This is a genomic window from Embleya sp. NPDC025285 (assembly GCF_055558835.1).
The window spans coordinates 53,827-76,651 of the sequence record NZ_JBVHLU010000042.1 but is presented as its reverse complement, the minus strand read 5'-3'; the positions used below and the strand labels follow the sequence as shown (position 1 = coordinate 76,651).

Sequence of the window (22,825 nt, the reverse complement as noted above, 5' to 3'; positions counted from 1 at the left end):
GATCCCCCACAGGAGCACTGGACACAGATGTCGGCACCGAACAAGTCGTACGACCCGGTCGAGGTCGAGGCGTTGAAACCAGAGGAAGTCGAGCGGGCCCGCGACGCGGCGCTCGCGGCGGTCGCCGCCGCGGGCGACCTCGCCGAGCTGCAGGAGGCGAAGGTCGCGCACACCGGCGACCGCTCGCCGCTCGCGCTCGCCAACCGCGAGATCGGCGCACTCCCCCCGCAGGCCAAGGCCGAGGCGGGCAAGCGTGTCGGCCAGGCGCGGGGTGCGGTGAAGAAGGCCCTGGAGCAGCGTCAGGTCGAGCTGGAGGCCGAGCGCGACGCGCGCGTGCTGGTCGAGGAGGCGGTCGACGTCACGCTGCCGTGGGACCGCGCCCCGCGCGGCGCCCGGCACCCGTTGACCACGCTGTCCGAGCGGATCGAGGACCTCTTCGTCGCGATGGGCTACGAGGTCGCCGAGGGCCCGCAGGTCGAGGCGGAGTGGTACAACTTCGACGCCCTCAACATCCTGCCGGACCACCCCGCGCGGACCATGCAGGACACCTTCTTCGTGCGCGCCGAGGACGGCTCGGCGGACTCCGGCGTGGTGCTGCGCACGCACACCTCGCCCGTGCAGATCCGCACGATGCTGACCCGTACCCCGCCGATCTACGTGATCTGTCCGGGCCGGGTCTACCGCACCGACGAGCTGGACGCCACGCACACCCCGGTGTTCGGGCAGATCGAGGGTCTGGCCGTGGACAAGGGCCTGACCATGGGCGACCTCAAGGGCACCCTCGACCACTTCGTCGAGGCGATGTTCGGCGAGGGCATCGTCACCCGGCTGCGCCCGTCGTACTTCCCGTTCACCGAGCCCTCCGCCGAGCTCGACCTCAAGTGCTTCGTGTGTCGCGGCGCCTCGGTGGGCGACCCCGAGCACCCGTGCCGGACCTGCCGGTCCGAGGGCTGGATCGAGTGGGGCGGCTGCGGCATGGTCAACCCGCGCGTGCTGATCGCGTGCGGCATCGACCCCGAGGTGTACAGCGGGTTCGCGTTCGGCGTGGGCCTGGAGCGCGCGCTGATGTTCCGGCACAACGTCGAGGACATGCGAGACATGGTCGAGGGTGACGTCCGGTTCACCCTTCCGTTCGGGATGGAGATCTGATGCGGGTCCCGCTTTCGTGGCTGCGGGAGTACGTCGACCTCCCCGCCGGCGAGTCCGGGCGCGATGTCGCCGACAAGCTCGTGGCGCTGGGCCTGGAGGTCGAGACGGTCGAGCGGCTCGGCGCGGACCTCAAGGGTCCGCTCGTGGTCGGCCGGGTGCTGGAGATCGAGGAACTGGAGGGCTTCAAGAAGCCGATCCGGTTCTGCAAGGTCGACGTCGGCGACGCCAACGGCACCGGTGAGCCGCAGGAGATCGTCTGCGGCGCGCGCAACTTCGAGGTCGACGACAAGGTCGTGGTGATCCTGCCGGGCGGTGTGCTGCCCGGTCCGTTCGAGATCGCCGAGCGCAAGACCTACGGTCACGTCTCGCGCGGGATGATCTGCTCGGCCCGCGAACTGGGCATGGGCGACGACCACGACGGCATCATCGTGCTGCCGATCGAGGCGCAGGTCGGCGCGGACGCGATCGAACTGCTGGGTCTGGTCGACGAGGTGCTCGACATCGCGGTGACCCCGGACCGGGGCTACTGCCTGTCGATGCGCGGCGTCGCGCGCGAGGCGGCGATCGCCTACGGGCAGCCGCTGCGCGACCCGGCGCTGCTGGATGTGCCGGACGCGAACGGGTACGGCTACCCGGTCGTGGTCGAGGACCCGGCCGGCTGCGACCGGTTCGTCGCGCGCACCGTGGTCGGCATCGACCCCGAGGCGCCGTCCCCGCTGTGGTTGCAGCGGCGGGTGCAGATGAGCGGCATGCGGCCGATCTCGCTGGTCGTGGATGTCACCAACTACGTGATGCTCGAACTGGGTCAGCCGCTGCACGCCTACGACCGGGCCCGGTTGCAGGGCCCGATCGTGGTGCGTCGCGCGCTCGAGGGCGAGACGCTGACCACGCTCGACGACGCCGAGCGCCGGTTGGACCGCGAGGACCTGCTGATCTGTGACAACCGGGGGCCGATCGGTCTCGCGGGTGTGATGGGCGGCGAGAGCACCGAGATCGGCGAGGACACGGCCGACATCGTGATCGAGGCCGCGCACTTCGACCCGGTGGCCATCGCGCGCACCGCGCGTCGGCACAAGCTGGGCTCGGAGGCGTCGCGCCGGTTCGAGCGCGGGGTGGACCCCGAGGCGGCCCGGGCCGCGGCGCAGCGCGCGGTGGACCTGCTGGCCGCGCTGGGCGGCGAGCGGGCCCAGGCCGAGGCGGGCGTGACCGAGGTGGACGCGCCGCGCGAGGTGGTGCGGATCGTGCTCGCGGCGGACCACGCGGCGAAGGTCGCGGGTGTCGCGTACCCGCGCGAGACGGTCGCGCAGCGGTTGCAGGAGGTGGGCTGTTCGGTCGAGGGGATCGACGAGCTGACCGTGGTGCCGCCGACTTGGCGGCCCGACCTGACCGACCCGAACGACCTGGCCGAAGAGGTGATCCGGCTGGAGGGCTACGAGCAGGTGCCCTCCACGCTGCCGCAGGTGCCGGCCGGTCGCGGGTTGACCGTGGATCAGCGGCGCCGGCGTCGGCTCGGTCGCGCGCTCGCGGGCGCGGGCTACACCGAGGTGCTCAACTACCCGTTCCTGGGGCAGAGCGCGTTCGACGACCTCGGGTTGCCCGAGGACGACGCGCGGCGGCGCACCGTGGTGCTGGTCAATCCGATCTCCGAGGAGGAGCCGGCGCTGCGCACGACGCTGCTGCCGGGGCTGCTCGGGACGTTGCGTCGCAACCTCGGGCGCGGCAACGGCGATCCGGCGCTGTTCGAGTCCGGCGTGGTCTTCCGGCCGAACGCCTCGACGCCGGTCGCGCCCGTGCTCGCGGTGGACCGGCGGCCCACGGCAGAGGAACTGGCGCGGCTGGAGGCGGCGTTGCCGCACCAGCCGCAGCGGGTCGCGGTGGTGCTGGCCGGCGAGCGGGAGCGCTCCGGCTGGTGGGGCCCGGGTCGGCCGCAGATCTGGGCGGACGCGGTCGAGGCGGCACGGGTGGTCGCGGACGCCGTCGGGATTGAGCTGACGGTGCGTCAGGATCAGCACGAGCCGTGGCATCCCGGGCGCTGCGCGGCGCTCGTGGTGACCGCGCCGGACGGGACCGAGCGGGTCGTGGGGCACGCGGGCGAGCTGCATCCGCGGGTGGTCAAGACGCTGCACCTGCCCGAGCGGGTCGGCGCGATGGAGTTGGACCTGGATCTGCTGACCGCCGACCTCGACGGCGAGTACGTGCCGCAGGCCGGGCACATCTCGTCGTACCCGGTGGCCACGCAGGACGTCGCGCTGGTCGTGGACGCCGCGGTGCCCGCCGCCGCGGTCGAGGCCGCGCTGGTCGAGGGCGCGGGGGAACTGCTCGAGTCGGTGCGGCTGTTCGATGTGTACACCGGCGCGCAGATCGCCGAGGGCGGCAAGTCGCTGGCTTACGCGCTGCGGTTCCGGGCGCCGGATCGCACGCTCACGGTCGAGGAGGCCACGGTCGCGCGCGACGCGGCGGTGGCGCTCGCGGCGGAGCGTACCGGGGCGGTGTTGCGCGGGGCGTGACGCCTTCGCGCTCGTCGTCGCTCGGCGTCGCTCGGAAGCGGCCCGCACACCTTCGGGTGTGCGGGCCGCACCCGGGTCAGGGCAGCGGTGCCGGGGCCGGTGTCGGGGCGGTGGGCAGGACGCCCGGAGCCAGCACGTCGACGCCGCAGATCTGCCGGGCGGCCACGATCGGGTCGTTGGGGAAGCGGAAGGCCGTGCGTGCCGGCGCGCCGGTGAGGTTGGCGGCGAAGCGTTGCCAGGACATCGGCGCGCGCACCGAGTCGCGCAGTTCCTTGAGCCGGCCCCGATCGGCGGTGCCGCAGGTGAGCGTGTAGCGCGCGGCGGCGATCCGGATCGGGTCGATGCCCGGGGGCGGGGGTGCGGCCGGGTCGGCGTACTCGGCGAGCACCCACGCCGGGTCGATCCGCTTCTCGTGGCCGGGGCGGCCGCGGGTGGTCAGGTGGATGTGCGCGGCGAGCGGGTAGGCCAAGCCCAGGTCGTCGAGCGCGATCCCGGTGATCGGGGTGGCCGCGCCGTTCATGCCCAGCGAGGGCCACATCGCCACGATCGACGCGTTCAGGTCCGGTCGCAGCGGGACCACGAAGGAGTGCGTCGGGGACCGGTCGACCAGGGTGTGGCGATACCCCGGGCGCGGGCCCCGGATCATGGTCGGGAAGCCGGGGAAGCGGTCGATGAAGACGTCGGCGGTGACCGGGTTGGCGACGCCCAGGACCGAGGTGTAGAAGCCGCGTTCGTCGGCGACGCCGCCGGGGCCGATGCCGGCGTAGGGCACCCGGAAGGCGATCGCGGTCAGCAGTGACCAGACCGCCAGGGCACTCACGGCGGGTACCGCGATTCGATTCGCGGGGACCATCAGGATCGGCAGGAGCAGCACGAACAGTCCGGGCAGCAACATCCGGCCGTGCATGAAGTCGCCGCCGACACGGACCACGTAGAGCAGCATGGTCAGGCCGGACAGGACCGGTACCGCGTACAGGACGTGTAGTCGGGTGCGGGTGTCCGGGGCGGGCCGGGCGGGGGTCGGCGGGTGTGGGCGGCTCGCGGTGGCCGCTGTTCCGACCGCGACCGCGGCGGCGGCAGCGGCTGTGGCGAACGCGGCCAGGATCAGCGCGGGCAGCCACAGGTGGTAGGGGTCGGCCAGGTCGTGCAGGTAGGCCCAGCCCCGGGACCAGTCGGCGGCGGAGGCCTCCTTGGTGATCGCGGGCAGCGGGAGCAGGACGCCGTAGTAGCCCATCCGGAAGATCTCGTACGCCAGCGGGAGTGCGCCGGCGGTGCCGAGCAGGGCGAGCGCGCGTGCCGGTCGGGGGCGGTGTACGAGGGCGAGGGCGACCAGGAAGCCGAGGCCGGCGATCGCCAGGTCGGGGCGCACCATCGGGCCCAGGCCGGCGAGCAGGGCCAGGGCGTGGGCGGTGTGGGTGCGCGGGTCGCGGGCGAGGTGTACCAGCAGCCACCAGCAGCCGGCCGTCCACAGCGTGGTCAGGCCGGTCTCCAGGCCGGAGGTGGCGAAGTCCCATACCGGCGGCAGTGCGAGCAGGACGAGTGCGCCGCACGGGAGCAGGAACGCGGCGTCGGATCGGGGCAGGTGCAGTCGGCGGCCGGCGTCGGCGGCCAGGAACCAGCCGATCACGCTGCACAGCAGGCCCAGGCGCACGGCCAGCGGGGCGGGATCCTGGCCGGTGAGTTCGGTGCCGGCGACCAGGAGCCACTGCCACAGGGTGCTGGTGGCCGCCTCGGCGCGCTCGCCGGGGTTGAACACGGGGCCGTGGCCGGCCAGGATCTGGCGGACCGTGCGGGTGAAGATCAGGCCGTCGTCGCACAGCCAGCTGCGTTGGCCGCCCCATACGGCGAGGAACGCGGCGGGCAGCAGCACCATCGCCACGTTCCAGCGGGCGGCCAGGCGCCGGGTGCGGTCGGGGGCCGGGGCGGCGGGGTCGGTGGGCGGTGGGCCCTGTCCGGGCAGGGTGGTGGTCAGCGTCATCGTCAGTGGGGCTCCAGTCGGGGCGGGGAGGGGTGGGGTCGCGTGGGGCGGCGCGAGGCGGGTCGGGCCGGGGGAAGGGCGGTCGGGCCGAGTGAGGGACGGGAGAGGCCGGTGGGGCCGGATGGGGCAGGGGTGGGCCGCGTGTGGTCGTCGGTCCCGGGGCTCGCGCACCTCGTAGGGTGACGGGATGAGTACTTACGTGATTACCGGTGCAGGCAGCGGTATCGGCGCGGAGATCGCCCGCCGGTTGCGCGAGGACGGCCACGACCTGGTCGCGATCGTGCGGTCGCAGGCGCGGGCCGCAGAGGTGGCCGGGCCCGGGGTGCGGACCGTGGTCGCGGACCTGGAGAGCCCCGAGACGATCGCGGACGCGCTGGCGCCGATCGCCGAGGAGACGTTCGCGGGCCTGGTGCACAGCGCGGGCGTCGCGGATCTGGGCACGGTGGCGGAGACGGCCTCGGCCGTGTGGTCGCGCACATTGACCGTCAACGTGGTCGCGGTGGCGGAGGTTACGCGCGTGCTGCTGCCGGCGCTGCGGCGCGGGCACGGCGATGTGGTGCTGCTCAACAGCGGTGCGGGGTTGCGGACCAATCCGGGCTGGGCGGCGTACGCGGCGAGCAAGCACGCGTTGAAGGCGTTGGCCGACGGGCTGCGGGAGGAGGAGCCGCTGCTGCGGGTGACCAGCGTGTATCCGGGGCGGACCGCGACGCCGATGCAGCGTGGGGTGCGGGAGCAGGAGGGTGGGGCGTTCGAGAGCGAGCGGTACAGCGATCCCGGGACTGTCGCGGGGGTTGTCGTGTCGGCGCTGTTGCTGCCGCAGGATTCGCGGATCAACGACGTGACTGTGCGGTCACGGGGGTGAGCCGGCCTTTGGGCGGTGGCCGGCCCGAGGGCGTTTGTGCTTGAGCGTGTCCTCAAGCGCCGGACGGGCTGGGTTTGGTGGGGTTGGGTGGGGCGGTTGCGGTTGGCAGGCGCCTGCGGCGAGCGTCCTCAAGCGCCGGACAGGCTGGATGGGTGTGGTGGTTGCGGTTTGTGGGTGCCTGCGGTGAGTGTTCTCAAGCGCCGGGCGGGCTGAGTTTGGTGGGGTCGGGCCGGGCGGTCGGGATTTTCGGGTGCGGGCGGTGGGGGTGCTCAAGCGTCCGATGGGCTGGGTTGGTCAGCGGTCGGGTTTTTCTTTGGGGAGGACGTCCTTGGCGAGGACGTCTATGCCGCAGATTTCCTTGGCGGCGGTGATCGGGTTGTTGGGGAAGCGGAACGAGGTGCGGTCGAAGGCGCCGGTGAAGTTCTTTTTGAAGCGGCTCCAGGACATCGGTTCGTGGACCGAGTCCTGGAGCTCCTTGAGCTTGCCCCGGTTGGCGTCGCCGCAGGTCAGGGCGTAGCGGGCGGCCTTGACCCGGATCGGGTCGATACCCGGGGGCAGAACGGCGTCGGGTGAGGCGTATTGGGCGAAGACCCAGGCGATGTCGATTTGCTTCTCGTGTCCGGGGCGGCCCCGGGTGGTGAGTTCGACGTGGGCGGCGAGCGGATACGCCAGGCCCAGGATGTCCACCGAGACGCCGTCGAGCGGGGTGTTGGCGCCGTTCATGCCCAGGTTGGCCCACACCGTGGCGACCGGGGCGGGCAGGTTCGGGTTGAGCGCGGTGACGTAGAAGCCGTCGTACCAGGGGTAGACGATCACGTGTGTGTGGTCGGCGCGGGCGGCGTTCGCGGCGGAGGGGAAGCGTGGGTAGTTGGCCACGTAGGAGTACGCGGTGACCGGGTTGGCGACGTTGAGCGCGCCGACGTAGAAGGCGCGTTCGTCGGCGACGCCGCGCGGGCCGATGCCGTCGTAGGGCACCCGGAAGGTGATCGCGCAGATCAGGGCCCAGCCGACGAGCACCGTGGCGGCGGGTACCGCGAGTCGGTTCGCGGGGACCATCAGGATCGGCAGGAGCAGCATGAACAGTCCGGGCAGCAACATCCGGGCGTGCATGAAGTCGCCGCCGACGCGCACCACGTACAGCAGCATCGCCAGGCCGCACAGGACCGGCACCGCGAAGACGGTGAACCGGTTCCAGGCGGCGCGGTCGATCGTGCGCAGGCGCCCGGGCAGGCCCGCGGGGTCGCTCAGGCGCGGCGCGAGTCGGCCGAGCACGACGGCCGCCAGCACGACGGCCGGGATCCACAGGTGGTACGGGTCGGCCAGGTCGTGGACGTAGTCCCAGCCCCGGGACCAGTCGGCCGCGGAGGCCTCCTTGGTGACGGCGGGCAGCGGCAGTACGACGCCGTAGTAGCCCATCCGGAAGATCTCGTACAGCAGCGGCAGGGTGAACGCGGTGCCGAGCAGGGCCAGGACCCGCAGCACCCGGGGGCGGCGGACGACGGCGAGCGCGATCAGGAAGCCGAGCCCGGCGATGGCCAGGTCGGGGCGCACCATCGGCCCGAGGCCGGCCAGGAAGGCCAGGGCGTAATCGACCCGGGCGCGCGGGTCGTGCGGCAGCCGGACCAGCAGCCACCAGCAGCCGGCCGTCCACAGCGTGGTCAGGCCGGTCTCCAGGCCGGAGGTGGCGAAGTCCCACACCGGCGGCAGCGCGAGCAGCGCGAGCACGCCGAACGGCACCAGCCAGGGGGTGTCGTCGGTGCGGGTGTACAGCCGGCGGGTGGCGTGCAGGGCGAGCGCGTAGCCGGCGGTGGTGCACAGCAGGCCCAGATAGACCGCGAGCCGGCCTACGTCCGTCTGGGTGGTCCACGAGGCCAGGACCAGGATCCACTGCCACAGCGTGCTCGTCGACGCCTCGGCGCGTTCGCCCACGTTGAACACGGGGCCGTGGCCGGCCAGGATCTGGCGGACCGTGCGGGTGAAGATCAGGCCGTCGTCGCTGATCCAGCGGCGGTGCCATCCCATGATCAGCACGATCAGTGCGGGAGCCAGCACCATCGCGGTGTTCCAGCGGGCGACGCCGCGGGGCCGCGGGCCGTCCACGGGCGGATCGGCCGGTCGCCCGGAGCGCGAGCGCCCGGACAGCACACTCACGAGGCTCATGGTTCGTTGACTCCAGTCGGGGCGGGCCGGCCGACCACACCATAACCACTGATGATCGCCTGCCGGGCCGATGGCGGGCTCAGGAGGGCGAGCAGAATTTCTTCTCCGCCAGGATCGGGTTGGCCGGGATCCGCAGGTTGGTCCGGTCGGCGGCGCCGGTCAGGTTCTTCCAGAAGCGCGACGCGGACATCGGTTCGGTGACCGATTCGACCAGTTCCTTGAGGTCGCCACAGCGCAGCGCGGCCCGGGCGGCCCGGATCTCCGCGGCGGGCGCCGCCGTCTCCGGGACCAGCGCGTCGCCCGAGGGGTCGACGTACAGTGCGACGTTCCAGGCGAACGGCAGCAGCTTCTTGTGGCCCGCGGCGACGTGCCGGGTCTCGGTGATGTGCGCGCCGACCGTGTTGGACAGGCCCCACACGTCGACCACGATGCCGCCGAGCGGGGTGATCGAGCCGCCCACGCCGAGCCGGCCGATGACCAGGCCCTTGTCGTAGGGCAGGTCGCGGCGCAGCGGCAGCGGCGGGATCTTCATATAGTTCGGGTCCACGAACAACAAACGTTCGCCACCGGCCTTTTCGTTACGGAAGGCCTCTTCGATGGTCGGCAGCGTGCGGATGTGCGCTGCCTCGGTGGTGGGGTTGTCGGTCCGGGTCCAGGCCGCGTAGGTGTCGCGTTCGTTCCAGACCTGGTTGCCGTCGCCGCTGGGGGCGGGTGTGGTGATCACGCCCGAGCGCAGGGTGGTGCCGCAGACCACGGCCCACACCGCGAGCAGCACGACGACCGGGGTCAGCAGGCGGTCCAGTGGGGCGAGCAGGAGCGGGAGCAGGACGAGCAGCAGCACCGGCAGCCACATCCGGCCGTGCATGAAGTCGCCGCCGACCTTGAGCACGTAGACGGTCTGGCCGAGCGCCGCGACCAGCGGGGTGGCGATCACGATCCAGGTGCGCCGGTCGGCGGGGCGGCGGCGGGTGAGCGCGACCGCGACCGCGACCAGGATCAGGATCATCGGGATCCACAGGTGGTACGGCCGCATGTAGTCGGTCAGGTAGTCCCAACCCCGGCCCCACAGGGATCCCGACGCCTCCTTGGTGAGCGCGGGCATCGGGAAGATCAGGCCGTAGTAGCCCAGGCGGAAGATCTCGTACGCGGCGGGCAGGAAGCCGGCGCAGGCCAGCATCGCCAACGCCTTGGGCCAGCGGGCCCGAACGAGCAGGAACTGGGCGGTGAGCAGGACGATCATGGTCAGGCCCAGGTCCGGGCGGACCAGGGGGCCCAGGCCGAACCAGAGGGAGAGCGCGAGCGTGCGGCGGGTGGTATGGGTGCCGACCGGGCGCAGCCAGGTGCCGATCAGCAGCCACCAGGACAGGCCGATCCAGAACAGGATCAGTCCGGTCTCCATGCCGGCGGTGGCGAAGTCCCACACGGAGGGGATGGCGATGAAGACCAGTACGCCGGCGGGCAGCAGCAGGCGGGTGACGGCCATGCCGCGGAAGAGCCGGCGGGTGCCGTCCAGGGACAGCCACAGTCCGGCGACGGCCAGGATCAGGCCGGTGTAGACGGCGGTGGGCGCGTAGTCGAAGGGGGTGATCCCGCCGAGGAGCGCGAGCAGCCATTGCCACAGCGTGCTGGTGGAGGTCTCGACCCGTTCGCCGGCGCTGTAGACGGGGCCGTTGCCGGCCAGGATCTCGCGGACCGCGCGGGTGAAGATCAGGCCGTCGTCGGTGATCCACCGCTGGTGCCAGCCCATGATCGCGAACACCAGTGTCGGCAGCCCCAGCGCGAGCAGGTCCGGCAGTGGGACGCGGCCGGTCCGACGATCGGCCGAGGTCCGGCCCGTGGGGCCGTCGGGCGTGTCCGCGGTGCCCGATTCGGGCTCCGGCGGCGGTTCACCGGTCGGGGACTGTAGGTCCGTGCCCGCGGCGCGCGAGGCGCCGGCGGGCCCGGAGGTGCCGGGGGGAGGGGTCACGTGGTCTCGTTCGTTTCCTGGGCGGGGGCGCCCGCCGTCTGCTGCGTGTCGCTGCCGTCCCGCCGGCGGTCGACTGCCCGCTGGGGGGCGCGTATCCGAAGTCGGCTGATCCTAACGCACCGGCCCTGCGCCCTATTGGGGTGGAGGGCGGGCGCGGCATGGTTGCCCGGAGCGGGCCCCGGACGGGCGGTCACCCAACGTACTTGCATAGAGATTCATTGATACGTATAGTCATGCTCCTCACAAGGAGGCGGTAATGGGGGCCAAGGCGGCACTGGCCGGAGCGAGCGGATACGCGGGCGGGGAAATCCTGCGCCTGCTGCTCGCACATCCGGAGATCGAGATCGGCACGCTCACGGCGGGGTCCAACGCGGGCCGACGCCTGGGCGAGCTGCAGCCTCACCTGTTGCCGCTGGCCGACCGCGTGCTCGCCGAGACCACCGCGGACAACCTCGCCGGTCACGATGTGGTTTTCCTGGCCCTGCCGCACGGACAGTCCGGCGCGCTGGCCGCGCAACTGGGTGCGGACGTGCTCGTGGTGGACTGCGGCGCGGACTACCGCCTGCGGGAGGCGACGGACTGGGAGCAATTCTACGGATCCTCCCATGCCGGGACATGGCCGTACGGACTGCCCGAGCTGCCGGGCGGCCGGGCGGCGCTGGCGAACACCCGGCGGATCGCGGTGCCCGGCTGCTACCCGACCGTGTCGCTGCTGTGCACGGTGCCCGCGCAGGCCGCCGGCCTGGTCGAACCCGACTGGGTCGTGGTGGCCGCCTCCGGCACCTCGGGCGCGGGCAAGGCGCCCAAGACGCACCTGCTGGGCAGCGAGGTGATGGGCTCCGCGAGCGCGTACGGCGTCGGCGGCGTGCACCGGCACACCCCGGAGATCGTCCAGGGCCTGCGCGCGGTCACCGACGCGGACGTCACGGTGTCCTTCACGCCGACCCTGGTGCCCATGTCGCGCGGCATCCTGGCCACCTGCACCGCCCGGCTGAAGCCCGGGGTGAGCGCCGAGGCGGTGCGCGCCGCGTACGCCGCGGCCTACGCCGACGAGCCCTTCGTACATCTGCTGGCCGAGGGGCAGTGGCCCGCGACCGCGATGGTCTACGGAGCGAACACCGCCGTGTTGCAGGTCGCCGTCGACGAGCGGGCCGGCCGGGTGGTCGTGGTCGGCGCGATCGACAATCTCGCCAAGGGCACCGCCGGCGGCGCCATCCAGAGCACCAACATCGCCCTCGGCCTGGCCGAGGACCTGGGACTGAGCAAGACGGGAGTAGCGCCGTGAGCGTCACCGCAGCAAAGGGCTTCCGGGCCTCGGGCGTGGCCGCGGGCCTCAAGACCACGGGCCTGCCCGACGTGGCACTCGTGGTCAACGACGGCCCCTCGATCGCGGGCGCCGCCGTGTTCACCTCGAACCGGGTCAAGGCCGCACCGGTGGTGTGGTCGGAGCAGGTGGTCAAGGCCGGCCAGGTGCAGGCGGTCGTGCTCAACTCCGGCGGCGCCAACGCGTGCACCGGCGCCGAGGGCTTTCGCAACACGCACGCCACCGCAGAGCGCGTGGCCGAGCTGCTCGGGCTCAACGCGGGCGAGATCGTGGTGGCCTCCACCGGCCTGATCGGCCTGCAACTGCCGATGGACAAGCTGCTGCCGGGCGTGGACAAGGCCGCCGCGGCGCTGAGCGCGACCGGCGGCGAGGACGCGGCGATCGCGATCAAGACCACGGACAGCGTGCACAAGCAGTCCGTGGTCACCGACCCCGCCGGGTGGACGGTCGGCGGGATGGCCAAGGGCGCGGGCATGCTCGCCCCGGGGCTGGCCACGATGCTCGTCGTGCTCACCACCGACGCGGCCGTCGACGCCGAGACGGCGGACGCGGTGCTGCGCGGCGCCACGCACACCACGTTCGACCGGATCGACTCCGACGGCTGCATGTCCACCAACGACACCGTGCTGCTGATGGCCTCCGGCGCCAGCGGGGTCGAGCCCGACCCCGCCGCGTTCGCCGAGGCGGTGCGCACGGTCTGCGGCGACCTGGCCCGACAGCTGATCGGCGACGCCGAGGGCGCGAGCAAGGACATCCGGATCGACGTCACCGGCGCCGCGACCGAGGCCGACGCGCTCGAGGTGGCCCGCTCGATCGCCCGGAACAACCTCTTCAAGTGCGCGGTGCACGGCGAGGACGCCAACTGGGGCCGGGTGTTGGCCGCGATCGGCACCACCGCCGCCACCTTCGACCCCGACCGGCTCGACGTCGCGTTCAACGGGGTGTGGGTGTGCCGGGACGGCTTCGTGGGCGAGGACCGCGAACTGGTCGACATGAGCCCGCGCGAGACGCACATCGTGGCCGACCTGAACGCGGGCGACGCCGCCGTGACCGTATGGACCAACGACCTCACGGCCGACTACGTCCACGAGAACTCGGCCTACTCGTCATGACCGGTACGGACAGCCAGACGAGGGGGAGCGGGATGCGGACGGAATCGGCCGGCAAACAGGGGCGCAATAACGCGGCACTGGCCAAGGCACACACGCTGATCGAGGCGTTGCCGTGGTTGGAGCGCTTCTACGGCAAGACCGTGGTGATCAAGTTCGGCGGCAACGCCATGGTGGACGACGCGCTGAAGCAGGCGTTCGCCCAGGACCTGGTGTTCCTGCGCTTCGCCGGGCTGCGCCCGGTCGTCGTGCACGGCGGCGGCCCGCAGATCAGCGCGCAGCTCGACCGGCTCGGCATCGAGTCCTCGTTCGCGGGCGGCCTGCGGGTGACCACGCCCGAGGCGATGGACGTGGTGCGGATGGTGCTCGCCGGCCAGGTGCAGCGCGAGATCGTGGGCCTGATCAACGGGCACGGCCCGTTCGCGGTCGGGATGACCGGCGAGGACGCGCACACGATGACCGCCGTCAAGCGGCACGCGATCGTGGACGGCGAGCCGGTCGACATCGGCCTGGTCGGCGACATCGTCGAGGTCGACCCCGGCGCGATCAACGCCCTGCTCCAGGACAACCGGATCCCGGTGATCTCCTCGATCGCGCGCGGCACCGACGGACACGTCTACAACGTCAACGCGGACACCGCGGCCTCGGCGCTCGCGGTGGCGCTGGGCGCGGAGAAGCTGGTCGTGCTCACCGACGTCGAGGGGCTGTACGCAAACTGGCCCACCAGCGACGAGGTGATATCGAGCCTGGACGCCGAGGAGTTGGCGGCGCTGCTGCCGACGCTGTCCACCGGCATGCTGCCCAAGATGGAGGCGTGCCTGCGGGCCGTGCAGGCCGGCGTGCCCGCCGCACACGTCCTGGACGGGCGGGTCGCGCACTCGCTGCTGTTGGAAGTGTTCACCGACGAGGGCATCGGGACCATGGTGGTCCCGGCCCGGGAAAAGCCCGGCGTGCTCGCCGGACAGGGCCAGGACCGGACGGAGGGGGCGGCGTGACCGACATCGAGAGCGGTGCACTGACGCGGCGGTGGAACCAGTCGCTGATGAACAACTACGGCACGCCCGCGGTCGAGCTGGTCGGCGGATCCGGGGCCCGTGTCGTGGACAGCGCCGGCAACACCTACGTCGACTTCCTCGGCGGCATCGCGGTCAACTCGCTCGGCCACGCGCATCCGGCGATCACCGCCGCGGTCACCGCGCAACTGGGCCGGTTGGGCCACGTGTCCAACCTCTACATCGCCGAGCCGCCGGTCGCGCTCGCCGAGCGGCTGCTGGCCCTGTTCGGCCGCCCCGGCCGGGTCTACTTCGGCAACTCGGGCGCCGAGGCCAACGAGGCGGCGTTCAAGCTGGCCAGGCGCACCGGCCGGCCGCAGATCATCGCGGCCGAGGGCGGCTTCCACGGCCGCACCATGGGCGCGCTCGCACTGACCGGCCAGCCCGCCAAGCGCGAGCCGTTCGCGCCGCTGCCCGGCGGTGTCGACTTCGTGCCCTACGGCGACGTCGAGGCACTGCGGGCCGCGGTCGGCCCGCAGACGGCCGCGGTGATCCTGGAGCCGATCCAGGGCGAGAACGGCGTGGTCATGCCCGGCGAGGGCTACCTGCTCGCGGCCCGGGAGATCACCGCCGCGCACGGCGCGCTGCTGATCCTGGACGAGATCCAGACCGGCATAGCCCGCACCGGCGCGTGGTTCGCGCACCAGCCGTTGGGCATCGAGCCGGACGTGGTCACGCTGGCCAAGGGCCTGGGCGGCGGGCTGCCGATCGGCGCGTGCGTGGCCTTCGGCGAGGCCGCCGAGCTGTTCCGGCCGGGCCAGCACGGCACCACGTTCGGCGGCAACCCGGTGTGCTGCGCCGCGGCGCTCGCGGTCCTGGAGACCATCGAGAACGAGGGCCTGTGCGCGCGCTCGGCGCGGCTGGGCGAGCAGCTTCGGGCGGGCATCGAAAAGATCGCCCATCCGCTGGTCGATCAGGTCAGCGGAGCGGGCCTGTTGATCGGTATCGTGCTCACCGCACCGGTGGCCCCTGCCGTACAAAAGGCGGCGCAGGACGCGGGTTTCCTCGTCAACGCCGCCGTGCCCACCCGGGTCAGGCTCGCCCCGCCGCTCGTCGTCGACGACGCGGACGTGGACGCGCTGCTCGGAGCCCTGCCCGCAATCCTGGATGCCGGCCTCGCCGCCGCACCCGCCGGAGGAACACCGTGACGAACATCCGACGACGACGAGTCGCAGGCTAGGCGAGGTCGTCCGATGAGCAGCGAGCAGAGCAGTGACGCGACCCCGGTCGAGGGTGGGTACGCGGTGCCCAGCACCCGGATCGCCCGTCACCGGCGGATCGTCGACATCCTGACCCGGCACCGGGTCCGGTCGCAGAACCAACTCGCCCGGCTGCTCGCCGAGGACGGCCTCGCGGTCACCCAGGCCACGCTCTCCCGGGACCTGGACGAGCTGGGCGCGGTCAAGATCCGCGACGGGGAGGGATCGCTCATCTACGCCGTACCGGCGGAGGGCGGCGACCGCACCCCCCGGGCGCCGCTCGAGGAGTCCGCGGTCGAGGGACGGCTCTCGCGCCTGGCCGGTGAACTGCTGGTGTCGGCGGAGGCCTCGGGCAACCTCGTGGTGGTGCGCACACCGCCCGGGGCGGCCCAGTTCCTGGCCTCGGCCATGGACCACGCCGAGTCCCGGCTGATCCTGGGCACCATCGCCGGCGACGACACCATCCTCATGGTCTCGCGGGACCCCGAGGGCGGCGCGGCCCTGGCCGCCCACCTCCTGGCACTCGCCGAGAACAAGTCCTAGGCCCGGGCCCGGGGAGGCCCCGGGGCCCGGACCACACACACTTCCGCATCCTGCTGGACAGTTCCGCACCCTGCTAGAGCGCTCGGCTCCGGCAACACCGCACCACATCTGCCGAACCACTCTTTTCAAGGAGAACGCTCGTGACCGAGCGCGTCGTACTCGCCTACTCCGGAGGTCTCGATACCTCCGTGTGTATCCAGTGGATCGCCGAGGAGACCGGCGCCGAGGTCATCGCGGTGGCCGTCGACGTCGGCCAGAACGGCGAGGACCTGGACATCATCCGCAAGCGGGCGCTGGCCTGCGGCGCGGTCGAGGCCGAGGTCGCGGACGCCCGCGACGAGTTCGCCGAGGGCTACTGCCTGCCCGCGATCCAGGCCAACGCCCTCTACATGGACCGCTACCCGCTGGTCTCCTCGCTCTCGCGCCCGGTGATCGTCAAGCACCTGGTCGCCGCCGCGAGGAAGCACGGCGCCACCACGGTCGCGCACGGCTGCACCGGCAAGGGCAACGACCAGGTCCGCTTCGAGGTCGGCATCGCCTCGCTCGCGCCCGAGCTGAAGTGCATCGCCCCGGTCCGCGACTACGCGATGACCCGGGACAAGGCGATCGCGTTCGCCGAGGCGAAGAACCTGCCGATCGCCACCACCAAGAAGTCGCCGTACTCGATCGACCAGAACGTCTTCGGGCGGGCCGTGGAGACCGGCTTCCTGGAGGACATCTGGAACGCGCCGATCGAGGACGTGTACGAGTACACCCAGAACCCGGCCGACCCGCGGGACGCGGACGAGGTCGTGATCACCTTCGAGCGCGGCGTGCCGGTCGCCATCGACGGCCGCGCGGTCACCGTGCTCCAAGCGATCGAGGAGCTGAACCGGCGGGCCGGCACCCAGGGCGTCGGCCGGATCGACATGGTCGAGGACCGGCTCGTGGGCATCAAGAGCCGCGAGGTCTACGAGGCCCCGGGCGCGATCGCGCTGATCACCGCGCACCAGGAGCTGGAGAACGTCACCGTCGAGCGCGAACTGGCCCGCTACAAGCGGACCGTCGAGCAGCGCTGGGCCGAGCTGGTCTACGACGGCCTGTGGTTCTCCCCGCTCAAGCGGGCCTTGGACGGCTTCATCGCCGAGGCCAACCGGCACGTATCCGGCGACATCCGGATGACCCTGCACGGCGGTCGGGCCGTGGTCACCGGTCGGCGCAGCGACCAGTCGCTCTACGACTTCAACCTGGCCACCTACGACACCGGCGACACGTTCGACCAGTCGCAGGCCAAGGGCTTCATCGAGCTGTTCGGTCTGTCCAGCAAGATCGCCGCACGACGGGACAACGATCAGTCGTGACCAACAACAATCCCGATCGGGTGAGCCTGTGGGGCGGCCGCTTCTCCGGCGGCCCCTCCGAGGCCCTCGCCCTGCTCTCCGCCAGCGTGCACTTCGACTGGCGGCTCGCGCCGTACGACATCGCCGGCTCCCGGGCGCACGCCCGGGTGCTGCACGCGGCCGGGCTGCTCACCGACGACGAGCTGATCCGCATGCTGGCCGGCCTGGACACGCTGGCCGAGAACGTCGAGTCCGGTGACCTGGTCGCCACCATCGCGGACGAGGACGTGCACACCGCGCTGGAGCGCGGCCTGCTCGAGATCCTCGGCCCCGACCTGGGCGGCAAGCTGCGCGCGGGCCGCTCGCGCAACGACCAGATCGCGACCCTGGGCCGGATGTACCTGCGTGACCACGCGCGGATCCTGGGTCGGCTGCTGGCCGACCTCCAGGAGGCGCTGGTCGAGCAGGCCGCCGCGCACCCGGACGTGGTCATGCCGGGCCGTACCCACCTCCAGCACGCCCAGCCGGTGCTGCTCGCGCACCATCTGCTCGCGCATGTGCAGGCGTTCGCCCGGGACGCGGACCGGCTGCGCGACTGGGACCGGCGCGCGGACGTGTCGGCGTACGGATCCGGCGCGCTGGCGGGCTCCTCGCTCGGGCTCAGCCCCGAGTCGGTGGCCCGCGACCTCGGGTTCTCCGCGTCGGCGGCGAACTCGATCGACGGCACCGCCTCGCGCGACTTCGCGGCCGAGTTCGCCTTCGTCACCGCGATGCTGGGGGTGAACCTGTCCCGGCTGGCCGAGGAGATCATCATCTGGAACACGAAGGAGTTCTCCTTCGTGACGCTGGACGACGCCTTCTCCACCGGGTCCTCGATCATGCCGCAGAAGAAGAACCCGGACATCGCCGAGCTCGCGCGCGGCAAGTCGGGTCGGTTGATCGGCAACCTGACCGGGTTGATGGCGACCCTGAAGGCGCTGCCGCTGGCCTACAACCGCGACCTCCAGGAGGACAAGGAGCCGGTCTTCGACTCGTGCGACACGCTCGAGGTGCTGCTCCCGGCGTTCACCGGCATGATCGCCACGCTCACCTTCCACCGCGAGCGGCTCGAGGAGTTGGCGCCGGCCGGATTCTCGCTGGCGACCGACATCGCCGAGTGGCTGGTCCGCGAGGGCACGCCGTTCCGGGTCGCGCACGAGGTGGCCGGGGCCTGCGTGAAGTACTGCGAGCCGCGCGGGCTTGAGCTGTGGGACCTGACGGATGATCAACTCGCGGAGATCTCGCCGGAGTTGACCCCGGACGTGCGCGCGGTGCTGACCGTGCAGGGTTCGGTGGCCTCGCGGGACGGCCGCGGCGGTACCGCTCCGGTCCGGGTCGCCGAGCAACTCGCGGACGTTCGGGCGGACTTGGCCGGCCAACGCAAGTGGGCCGGCACGTAACAACACCGCACGCCGCACGGATTCAGCTGAGACGATGGGCCCGCATCCCCCGGGGGGAGGATGCGGGCCTTCGGCGTGTCCGGGCGCCGCGCCGCGCCGGGTCCGGTTTCGGGTCGGTTGCGCGTGTGTGAGCGGAAGTCGAGGTTCCAGTCCCATATGTGAATTCGCCGTTACCAAAAGCGATTCACCGTGTTCGCTCCGTGCGTCTGGTACTAGGGTCGGCCGTGATCGAGGGGAGGGAACACATGCTCGATCACCTGCGCCGAATACGTTCCGAGGGTGAGAAGTCCGTCTCCATGCTCTCGGATCTGCCGATCGGCGGGCTGCTGCTCAGCGTGCCCAGGTCCGTGGGGTTCGGGCTGCGCTCGTACGTCCGCTCGTTGCGCGCCGAGCGCCGCCGCTATCCCGACATGCCGACCGTCTTTCCCACGCCGGGACTGGTCTCCGCGGCCTTCCTGGACGAGCTGGTGGTCGCGCTGCTGGCGAACGGGCGCCTGTCGCCGGATCCCGGGGACGCCTCGCGCATCCGCGAGGAGATCGCCGACGCCGTGCACAAGTTCCGCGCCGAGACCTATCTGGACGACCCGACCCTGTTCCATCCCGAGCCGCCGGAGCTGGTCGATCCGGTGGTGCGGGGCAGGCTCTACGGCACCATCGGGTACGAACAACTGGCCTTCGACAGCGAGTACGTGCCCTGGGCCGGCGTTCCGGGCGCCACCCGCTGGCAGGCGGCCGGTGCGAATCAGCGGGTGTGGGCGTACGTGCTGCGCCACCCGGGCAAGCCGCGGCCGTGGCTGGTGAACCTGCACGGTTTCGGCATGGGGCGCCCGGGCGACCTGGCCGCGTTCCGCTCCCAGCGGCTGCACCGCGAACTGGGCGTCAACGTGATCCACCCGGTGTTGCCGATGCACGGGCCGCGCAAGAGCGCGCGCGCCCAGGACACGCCGTTCATCTCGTTCGACTACCTCGGCAACGTGCACGGTCTGGGACAGGCCGTGTGGGACGTGCGCCGCTGCCTGGACTGGATCCGCCGGCAGGGGGACACCCCGATCGCGGTGCACGGGCTCTCGCTGGGCGCGTACGTGGCCGCCCTGCTCGCGGGTCTGGAGGACCTGGACTGCGTCATCGTCGGCGTCCCCTCGGTCGACATGGCGTGGGTGATGTCGCACCACGCACCCGAGGACATCAAGCGCGAGGTGCGCGCGGCGGGCCTGCTCGGCGACGAGGCCGAGATGGTGCACCGCGTGGTCTCGCCGCTGGCGGTGACGCCCCGGGTGCCGTTGGACCGCCGCTTCGTCTATGCCGGCCTGGCCGATCGCATGGCCACGCCGCAGCAGGCGTATCGGCTCTGGAAGCACTGGGAGGAACCATCCGTCTGCTGGTACCGCGGCTCGCACATCGGAGCCATGTGGAACCGGGAGGCGCGCCGCTTCATCGAGGATGCCCTGACCTCGTCGGGCATCGGGAGGAGGAACACCTGGTGAAGCTCTCCGGTCTGGATTCGGCTTTCCTGGCCCTGGAGTCGCGGGAGTGGCCGGCGCACGTGGTCTGCCTGACCATCGTCGACGCCTCCGACACCGGGGGTCGCGTCGATCGCGACGCCTTCAAGCGCACGCTGGCCGCACGGCTGCCCCGGTTGCCGCTGCTCGGTCGCAAACTGGTTCAGGGCCCGTGGGGGCTGGCCCGGCCGCACTGGGTCGAGGACCCCGACTTCGAGCTCGAGAACCATCTGCACCGGGCCACCCTCGAGGCCCCGGGCGGTCGGCGCGAACTCACCGCCATGGCCGAGGAGATCTACCGGCACCGGTTGCCCCGGGACCGGCCGCTGTGGGACTGGTGGATCGTCGACGGCCTGGAGAACGGGCGGGTCGCGCACCTGTGGAAGGTGCACCACGCGTGCATCGACGGCCGTTCCGGTGCCGCCATGCAGGAGATCTTCTTCGACGCGGACCCCAACGCCTCGGCCGAGGCCGAGGGCGTCCCGGCGTTCGCGCCGGGCGAGGTGGTCGAACCGCCGCAGGGATGGGAGGCGGTGCGCGAGAGCGCGCTCTCGCTGGCCGGGACGCCGGCCCGGGTGGGCCGGCAACTCGGGCGGCTGGGGCAGGGCGTCGTGCAGGCCGCGCTGACCGGGCGACTGGGACAGGCGCTGCCGCTGAATGTGCCGCGCACCCGCTACAACGATCCGATCGGCAATCGGCGTTCGTACGGCTTCTGCACCGTGTCGCTGTCCGACGTCAAGCTGGTCAAGAACGCGTTCGGGGTCAAGGTCAACGACGTGGTGCTCGCGATCGTGGCCGGCGCGCTGCGCGAACAGCTGGACGGCCTGGGGGAGTTGCCCGAGCGGGAGTTGGTCGCCACGGTGCCCGTGGACGCCACGCGAGGCGGTGAGCGCGCGGGCGGCAACATGATCAGCGGGATGCTCGTGGGATTGGCCACCGACGTCGCCGAGCCCGCCGAGCGGCTGTTGTGCATCCACGAGAACTCCAACGCGGCCAAGGCCGTACAGAGCGCGATGGGCGGCGAGTTGCTCACCGGGCTCGCCGAGGCGCCGCCGCCGGCCGTGCTCGGTCTGCTCGGCGGCCTCTACCGCGACGCGCGACTGGCGTCCGTACTGCCCGCGTTGTGCAACGTCACTGTGTCGAACGTGCCCGGTCCGCGCGTGCCCCTGTACGCCCACGGTCAGAAGGTGGAGGCATTCCATTCGATGGGCATCATCGCCGACGGCTTCGGATTGTTCATCGGTGGCATGAGCTACCACGACCAGATCGACATCGGCGTGCTGGCGGACAAGGAGGCGCTGCCGGATCCGTTCGCGTTGGCCGACAGCATCGTCGAGCAGCTCAACCTGCTGCTGAAGGCCGCCGACGAGGTCGCGCCGGCGCCGGTGGTGCACGATGTGCCCGCCGACCCGGAGCGGGAGCCGCAGCCGGAGTCGCGGCGGGAGCCGCGGCCGGAGTCGGTGTCGGCGGAGGCGGCCGAGGGGATCGAGATGGTGAGTGAGGCGGCCGAGGCGGGCTCGACGCCCCCGGCTCGCGCGATGCCCGTGCCGGGCGAAGTCGGGTCGGGGAAAGGGGAATCCGTGCCGGAGGTCGCGGCCGCGATCAAGGTGCCCGGGCCCAGGCGCGGTCAGCCGGCCCGCAAGTCCGGTGCGGGCGCGGGCAAGAGCGGCGGCAAGGGCGCGAGCATGAGCGCGGCGGCCAAGCCCGCCGGCAAGACCGCGGCGCGCCGCGAACCGGCGAAGTCGCGTACCGCCGGCGTCGAGGCGGGTCGCGCGTGAGCAGAACGGCACTGGTCACCGGCGCCAACTCGGGATTGGGACTGGCCACGGTGCTGGCGCTGGCCGAGGCGGGCGTACGCACGGTCGGCACGGTGCGCTCCGCGGCGAAGGCGCAGGCGGTCGCCGAGGCGGCGGCCGGGGCCGGGGTCGAGGTGCGCACCGTGCTCCTGGACATCACCGACGCGGCCGCCGGCAAGGACGTGATCGAGGACGTGCGCCCGGACATCCTGGTCAACAACGCGGGTGGCACCTCGTTCGCGCCGGTGCTCGACGTGTCGGAAGAGGACGCCCGGCACCAGATGGAGACCGCGCTGTTCGGCCCGATGCGGTTGGCCCGCATGGCCATCCCGCACATGCGCGAGCGCGGCTGGGGCCGGGTGGTGCAGGTCTCCTCGCTCGCCGGGCAGATCAGCTATCCGCTGCTGGGCTGGTACCAGGCCGGGAAACACGCGATGGAGGCGGTCTCCGACGCGCTGCGGGTGGAGGTGGCCGGCGCCGGGGTCGACGTCGTGGTGGTCTCGCCCGGCGGCTTCCGCAGCGGCGTCACCGACACGATGGCCGAGGCCGTCGAGCGGCACCGGGGCGGCCCGTTCGCGACCGCCTTCCGGCGCATGGACCTGGGCTTCTCGATCATGAAGCCGCTGTGGAGCGAGCCGGGGACGGTGGCCGCCACGATCGTCGAGGCCGCCACCACCACATCGCCCAGGTCGCGGTACGTGGTGGGCGCCGACGCGCACCTGACCCTGCTCGTGCACCGGGTCACCGAGCCGTTCTCGACGGTGCGGGCGATCAAGGAGGGAGTCGTGCGCCGGGTCACCGGCCTGTAGCGGGGCCGATCCCCGATCGCCCGAACGGGCGGACTTTCCCGAAGCGGTTGCCTGAACGGCGGATTGCGCGTAGGTGAGGGCCGGGTAGAAGTCCGGGAAAAGCCGTGTGGAACA

16 protein-coding genes are annotated in these 22,825 nt (G+C 72.1%); 13 read left to right on the top strand and 3 right to left on the bottom strand.

Annotated features, from left to right (window positions below):
• Positions 1-27 precede the first annotated feature (27 nt).
• Entirely contained in the window at positions 28-1,149 is a 1,122-nt protein-coding gene (pheS, locus tag ACZ4FV_RS26770; RefSeq protein ID WP_402229840.1) for a phenylalanine--tRNA ligase subunit alpha, read from the top strand.
• On the top strand, positions 1,149-3,656 hold the full coding sequence (pheT, locus tag ACZ4FV_RS26765; RefSeq protein ID WP_465323423.1) for a phenylalanine--tRNA ligase subunit beta: 2,508 nt from the start codon (positions 1,149-1,151) through the stop codon (positions 3,654-3,656). The genes pheS and pheT overlap by 1 nt, the downstream gene beginning before the upstream one ends.
• Positions 3,657-3,732: 76 nt before the next feature.
• Here pheT and ACZ4FV_RS26760 read toward each other — a convergent pair whose 3' ends face one another.
• On the bottom strand, positions 3,733-5,634 hold the full coding sequence (locus tag ACZ4FV_RS26760; RefSeq protein WP_395872108.1) for an arabinofuranosyltransferase AftB family protein: 1,902 nt from the start codon (positions 5,632-5,634) through the stop codon (positions 3,733-3,735).
• A 187-nt stretch (positions 5,635-5,821) separates the two neighbouring features.
• Between ACZ4FV_RS26760 and ACZ4FV_RS26755 the strand changes: the two genes are divergently transcribed.
• Positions 5,822-6,496 (top strand): SDR family oxidoreductase, encoded by a 675-nt coding sequence (locus ACZ4FV_RS26755; RefSeq protein ID WP_395872110.1) that lies wholly within the window; start codon positions 5,822-5,824, stop codon positions 6,494-6,496.
• A 294-nt stretch (positions 6,497-6,790) separates the two neighbouring features.
• Here the strand turns inward: ACZ4FV_RS26755 and ACZ4FV_RS26750 are convergent, their stop codons facing one another.
• Both ACZ4FV_RS26750 and ACZ4FV_RS26745 read right to left on the bottom strand, forming a co-directional pair.
• Entirely contained in the window at positions 6,791-8,656 is a 1,866-nt protein-coding gene (locus ACZ4FV_RS26750) for an arabinofuranosyltransferase AftB family protein (RefSeq protein ID WP_402229846.1), read from the bottom strand.
• 79 nt (positions 8,657-8,735) lie between these two features.
• Positions 8,736-10,622: an arabinofuranosyltransferase AftB family protein gene (locus ACZ4FV_RS26745; RefSeq protein ID WP_395872114.1), complete on the bottom strand. Its 1,887-nt coding sequence runs from the start codon at positions 10,620-10,622 to the stop codon at positions 8,736-8,738.
• Positions 10,623-10,878: 256 nt separating this feature from the next.
• Between ACZ4FV_RS26745 and argC the strand changes: the two genes are divergently transcribed.
• From argC to ACZ4FV_RS26695, 10 genes are all read left to right on the top strand, one after another.
• Entirely contained in the window at positions 10,879-11,907 is a 1,029-nt protein-coding gene (gene argC, locus ACZ4FV_RS26740; RefSeq protein WP_395872116.1) for an N-acetyl-gamma-glutamyl-phosphate reductase, read from the top strand.
• The gene (gene argJ, locus ACZ4FV_RS26735) at positions 11,904-13,058 is read left to right on the top strand and encodes a bifunctional glutamate N-acetyltransferase/amino-acid acetyltransferase ArgJ (RefSeq protein ID WP_395872118.1); all 1,155 of its coding nucleotides are present in this window, start codon (positions 11,904-11,906) and stop codon (positions 13,056-13,058) included. The genes argC and argJ overlap by 4 nt, the downstream gene beginning before the upstream one ends.
• 32 nt (positions 13,059-13,090) lie before the next feature.
• Positions 13,091-14,050 (top strand): acetylglutamate kinase, encoded by a 960-nt coding sequence (gene argB / locus ACZ4FV_RS26730; protein WP_395872120.1) that lies wholly within the window; start codon positions 13,091-13,093, stop codon positions 14,048-14,050.
• 5 nt (positions 14,051-14,055) lie between these two features.
• On the top strand, positions 14,056-15,255 hold the full coding sequence (locus ACZ4FV_RS26725) for an acetylornithine transaminase (RefSeq protein WP_395872304.1): 1,200 nt from the start codon (positions 14,056-14,058) through the stop codon (positions 15,253-15,255).
• 45 nt (positions 15,256-15,300) lie between these two features.
• Complete coding sequence (locus ACZ4FV_RS26720) at positions 15,301-15,849, top strand: arginine repressor (RefSeq protein ID WP_395872122.1); 549 nt, start codon at positions 15,301-15,303, stop codon at positions 15,847-15,849.
• Between the two features lie 140 nt (positions 15,850-15,989).
• Positions 15,990-17,189 (top strand): argininosuccinate synthase, encoded by a 1,200-nt coding sequence (locus ACZ4FV_RS26715; RefSeq protein ID WP_395872124.1) that lies wholly within the window; start codon positions 15,990-15,992, stop codon positions 17,187-17,189.
• A complete protein-coding gene (gene argH / locus ACZ4FV_RS26710; protein ID WP_395872126.1) occupies positions 17,186-18,607 on the top strand; it encodes an argininosuccinate lyase in 1,422 nt (473 codons plus the stop codon). Before ACZ4FV_RS26715 ends, argH begins: the two co-directional genes overlap by 4 nt.
• A gap of 245 nt (positions 18,608-18,852) precedes the next feature.
• A complete protein-coding gene (locus ACZ4FV_RS26705; protein ID WP_402229852.1) occupies positions 18,853-20,091 on the top strand; it encodes an alpha/beta hydrolase family protein in 1,239 nt (412 codons plus the stop codon).
• Entirely contained in the window at positions 20,088-21,884 is a 1,797-nt protein-coding gene (locus ACZ4FV_RS26700) for a wax ester/triacylglycerol synthase family O-acyltransferase (RefSeq protein ID WP_465323422.1), read from the top strand. The genes ACZ4FV_RS26705 and ACZ4FV_RS26700 overlap by 4 nt, the downstream gene beginning before the upstream one ends.
• A complete protein-coding gene (locus tag ACZ4FV_RS26695) occupies positions 21,881-22,711 on the top strand; it encodes an SDR family NAD(P)-dependent oxidoreductase (protein ID WP_465323421.1) in 831 nt (276 codons plus the stop codon). The genes ACZ4FV_RS26700 and ACZ4FV_RS26695 overlap by 4 nt, the downstream gene beginning before the upstream one ends.
• Positions 22,712-22,825 lie beyond the last annotated feature (114 nt).